The 4,088-nt window shown below is 33.0% G+C and carries 4 protein-coding genes; 3 read left to right on the top strand and 1 reads right to left on the bottom strand.

What is annotated here, in order from left to right:
* Positions 1 to 689: 689 nt before the first annotated feature.
* From F6K13_RS21765 to F6K13_RS21755, 3 genes are all read left to right on the top strand, one after another.
* Positions 690 to 1,334 carry a DUF488 domain-containing protein gene (locus F6K13_RS21765; RefSeq protein ID WP_338043225.1) on the top strand — a complete coding sequence of 215 codons (645 nt, stop codon included), beginning with the start codon at positions 690 to 692 and terminating at the stop codon, positions 1,332 to 1,334.
* A gap of 263 nt (positions 1,335 to 1,597) precedes the next feature.
* The gene (locus tag F6K13_RS21760) at positions 1,598 to 2,044 is read left to right on the top strand and encodes a DUF488 family protein (protein ID WP_124146360.1); all 447 of its coding nucleotides are present in this window, start codon (positions 1,598 to 1,600) and stop codon (positions 2,042 to 2,044) included.
* Complete coding sequence (locus F6K13_RS21755; RefSeq protein ID WP_124146361.1) at positions 2,032 to 2,706, top strand: hypothetical protein; 675 nt, start codon at positions 2,032 to 2,034, stop codon at positions 2,704 to 2,706. The genes F6K13_RS21760 and F6K13_RS21755 overlap by 13 nt, the downstream gene beginning before the upstream one ends.
* Before the next feature lie 435 nt (positions 2,707 to 3,141).
* On the opposite strand, the gene F6K13_RS21750 is transcribed toward F6K13_RS21755, so the two are convergent.
* Positions 3,142 to 3,681, bottom strand: a complete 540-nt coding sequence (locus tag F6K13_RS21750; protein WP_192901171.1) for a helix-turn-helix domain-containing protein — start codon at positions 3,679 to 3,681, stop codon at positions 3,142 to 3,144.
* Positions 3,682 to 4,088: the final 407 nt, after the last annotated feature.

Here is a 4,088-nt window from a genome sequence, read left to right as displayed (position 1 = left end):
GAGCTAGACTACGCCAACTTCACTACTGGTTTGCACCAATAATGTTTGTTCCTGTACTACTTAGGGTTTGCACTCAAAAGTCTTTTAGTAGGGGGTAGGAGTCAGGAGTCAGGAGTCAGGAGTCAAAATAAATGGGAATTATAGAGGAGCTAGGAGGAAGAATTTTCCCTTGATTTTTCTGCCATAGTTAGCCCAAAATACTAGACTTTTTGCATTAAAAAGCTCAAAAAGCTAGCACTTTTTTAGGGTCGAAAAAAGTGCGCTTGTTTCAGTCTAAAACGCTCAAAAAGTTAGTTTTTTAGGCGCATAGTTGGGCAGAAAAATCAAGGGACAATTCATATTCCTACATTTCTATTTCTCCTATCTCCTGTCTCCTGTCTCCTGTCTCCTACCCCCTACTAAAAGACTTTTGAGTGCAAACCCTAAGTAGTACAGGAACAAACATTATTGGTGCAAACCAGTAGTGAAGTTGGCGTAGTCTAGCTCTATATGCAAAGATACCAAATGGCTTCTATAGAGAGAGGATTGACTGAATCAAGGAATAAAGGTATAATCAGTCATCAAACATACCTTTATATTGTAATCCATCAGAGCAAAGTTAAAATTCAATAGTAAACAGAACATTCTGATGGCTCAAAACCCTGGTATCATATATATATTTAAACAATTAAAAAAAAATCAAATCAGCAATGATGAAATTATTTACTATTGGTCATTCTAATCATTCCATCGAATCTTTTTTAAGTCTCTTACAAAAACATCAGATAACAGCTATAGCAGATGTTCGATCCTATCCTTATAGTAATTATTTACCTCATTTTAATCAAAAAAACATTCAGCAATATCTACATAAAACCAATATTTCATACATTTTTTTAGGCAAAGAATTAGGTGCAAGAACTAATAATTTAAGTTGTTACGTTAATGGAAAAGCTTTATACGAGCTAATTGCTAAAACAGAAGAATTTCAAAAAGGTTTAGAAAAAGTTTATCAAAGTTTGGAAAATTATAACATTGCTTTGATGTGTTCTGAACAAGATCCAATTACTTGTCATCGTGCTATTTTAGTGAGCCGACATTTAATAAATAAAGGTTTAGATATTTACCATATTCTTAAAAATGGTGACTTAGAGAATCACTCTGCTCTTGAACAAAGACTACTACAAATTAACAATCTTGTTGAAAAACCCCAGCCATTTTTACAATTAAGTCTTTTTGATACTGAAAACTTCAGCCAAAATGCTAGTCAATCCACTAAAAGTTCTCAAGATACAATACTTGAAAAAGCTTACAAAATTCAAGGAGATAAAATTGCATACATAAGCAAAAAATAAGTAAGCATTTAGCTATAGAAATTCTATTTTTCTTGTTTTCAATGTTTACCGAATAATTAATAATGATTAATTAAATAATTCAGGTTTGTTAGCCTCCCCTTGGCAGCGCCGCGAGCTGTCGCTCTACAAAGAAAAAAGAAGAAATAATATTTCCTTATATTCAATTCCGTAACGGTTTTAACCAGAGGTAATTATCCATTATCCATTAATGAACCCTTCTTTCTTCTTCGTTCTTCGTTCTTCGTTCTTCCTTCATTTATCAAATGAAAAAAACTATTGAAATTTTTACAATTGGATTTACACAAAAAACCGCTCAAGAATTTTTTGAGAATTTAACAGCATCAAAAGTAAAATGCGTTATTGATACAAGAGTAAATAATGTTTCTCAACTGGCTGGATTTGCGAAAAAAAAAGATTTAGAATATTTTCTTAAAGTTATTTGCAATATTGAATATATTCATATTCTAGATTTAGCACCTACTAAAGAACTTTTAGATGATTATAAAAAAAAGAGAATTACTTGGGATACTTATGAACAAAAATTTAATCATCTTATTAGTGAAAGAGAAATCGAAAAAAAAGTTTCACCTCAACTTTTAGATAGAGGTTGTTTGCTTTGTAGTGAAGCTAAACCACATCATTGTCATCGTCGTTTAGTAGCTGAATATCTCAACAAACAATGGGGAAATATTAAAGTATGTCATCTCTAAAAAAAATAATTTGTTTAGCTAATTCCTACAAACTAAATGAGCGTTGTATTGCAGGGATTGATTTAGATACGGGAAAATGGGTTCGTCCAGTATGCGATCGCCAATATCCTGAAGATGGAAGAGTGCCTAAAAGAATTAGATTTGTTGAAGGTAGAGAACCAAAACCTCTTGATATTCTTGAAATTCCTCTTGATAATAAAGGAAATGATTTTGGTTTTGAAAGTGAAAACCTTTCAGTATTAAAAGGTGAATGGAAATGTTTAGGTCAAGCTAAAGTTGAAGAGATACTTCAATACTGTAATAATTCCGACTATATCCTACATAACTCTCGTAAATATGTTAATTCTTCCTATCTAAAAACAGTTCCCTTTCATCGACGTCGAACAATTGAAATTGTTAAAGTTCAAAAGCAAAATTTTTCTGTGACTCAAAATGAAGGAGCTAAATTTCGAGGTAGTATCAAAAATAATCATGGTTATTTGCTCTTAAATAATGCAAAAATTACCGATCCAGAATTTATAAAAAACTTAGAAAATGGATACTCTCCAACTTCAAATAATCTTTTGGTGACAATAAGTCTTAGTATGCCTTATGTTCCTTCTCAAAATTGGGAAGGAGAACCTCCTTGTTGGAAGTTAATAGCAAATATAATTGAGTTTTGATTTGCCTAAAAGCTAATAATTCTGAGTGCTTTCCGTTCCAGACTGCTCCGCAAACTCTATTGGTTGTTTCAGACGAAAATATGTTGGAGGTGCTACAACAATTAATAATTAATTATTAATTATTACCTCTCCTTGAAAGCAGATAGGATTGACTAATCATGAAAATTTTTTTCTCTCTTGGTCGATGGTCAAACAGCGAGGAGACCTCACCATTCCTTGACCGCTTGTTTCTCCTTTAAAGGAGAGGCTTTATACCTTAATTATTCGGTAAATCCTATGTATATTATTCTTATGTCTATTCCGTTACTAGCTGTTAAAAGCCATTACTAACCATCACTCCCCTACTCCTGCGCTCAAGAAAACATAGAAAAGTTTTTGAGCATAAGACTATAGAGGAGAAAAACCCGATCGCTGTCATTCAAATTAACTTTTTGACTAGGATGCTTTGATCGACTCATCAATATTTGTCTTATTAATTTCCCAGATTTCTTCTTCTTCTTCCCATTCCCAAATCCATCTGCTATCCACCCGTTTCACGTTCCCGTCAAAATTATAAACTGTCGCCGTTGCCAAAGTCTCAATCCAGACAGTTGCTCCACAAGAATGAGGTTTTTCTGGTCGATAAACAATCCGACAAGGACCGTGAATATCGATTTCATGACCTTTAGCTAAATTTTTAGAACATCGTTTAGCAGAAACTACATGAAGTTCGGTATTACGATTATTTTTATTGATACCTATATTCGGTCGATTGAAATGAATAGTATTCTTGCCACAGTGTCTACAAGAACGCCAACGAGGTTTGGGACCACGACTCCTACCTGCAATTCTAGGCATTCCTTTATATAAAGGAATCACCCAAGTGCGACCATTAATCTTTCTAGCTCCTTGAATCCTACCTTCTTGGAGCAAAACTCGGACTCTTTGAGCAGAAATACTTAAAAGAGAAGCTGCTTCAGTAGTACCAACAAACATGATTTTTTAACTATTTTGATATACGCAATAGTATAACATGAAAGTTCGCCGATCATTTCAGTAGAACTTATTTTTGATAAATAATGGTATTAAATATTGTTGGAAATATAGGAATAAATAATCTTATAACTTTACCTCACGCTTCCTCAAAAGTGCTGTAATTTTTTTTAATGTCCGATCGCTCATTCGGCGATCGCTATAATTGCAAAATAAATTTGTATTATTTATTATTTTCTAGCTTATGTATATTGTTGTTTTTGTTGAGCAATCCAATCAAGAATTAAATCATTAACTATTTCGGGACATTCATCGTGGGGACAATGGCCAGCATTATCAATTTCTGTTAATTTTAAACAAGGATTAAGCTGAACAAACTGACTGGGATTAGCAAATTTAGCAGGAATCGG

Origin of the sequence: Okeania sp. SIO2B9 (assembly GCF_010672505.1) — a bacterium.
GTDB classification, from domain to species: Bacteria; Cyanobacteriota; Cyanobacteriia; order Cyanobacteriales; family Microcoleaceae; genus Okeania; species Okeania hirsuta.
The sequence above is the reverse complement of the archived record's forward strand: the minus strand, read 5'-3'. Positions and strand labels throughout refer to the sequence as shown.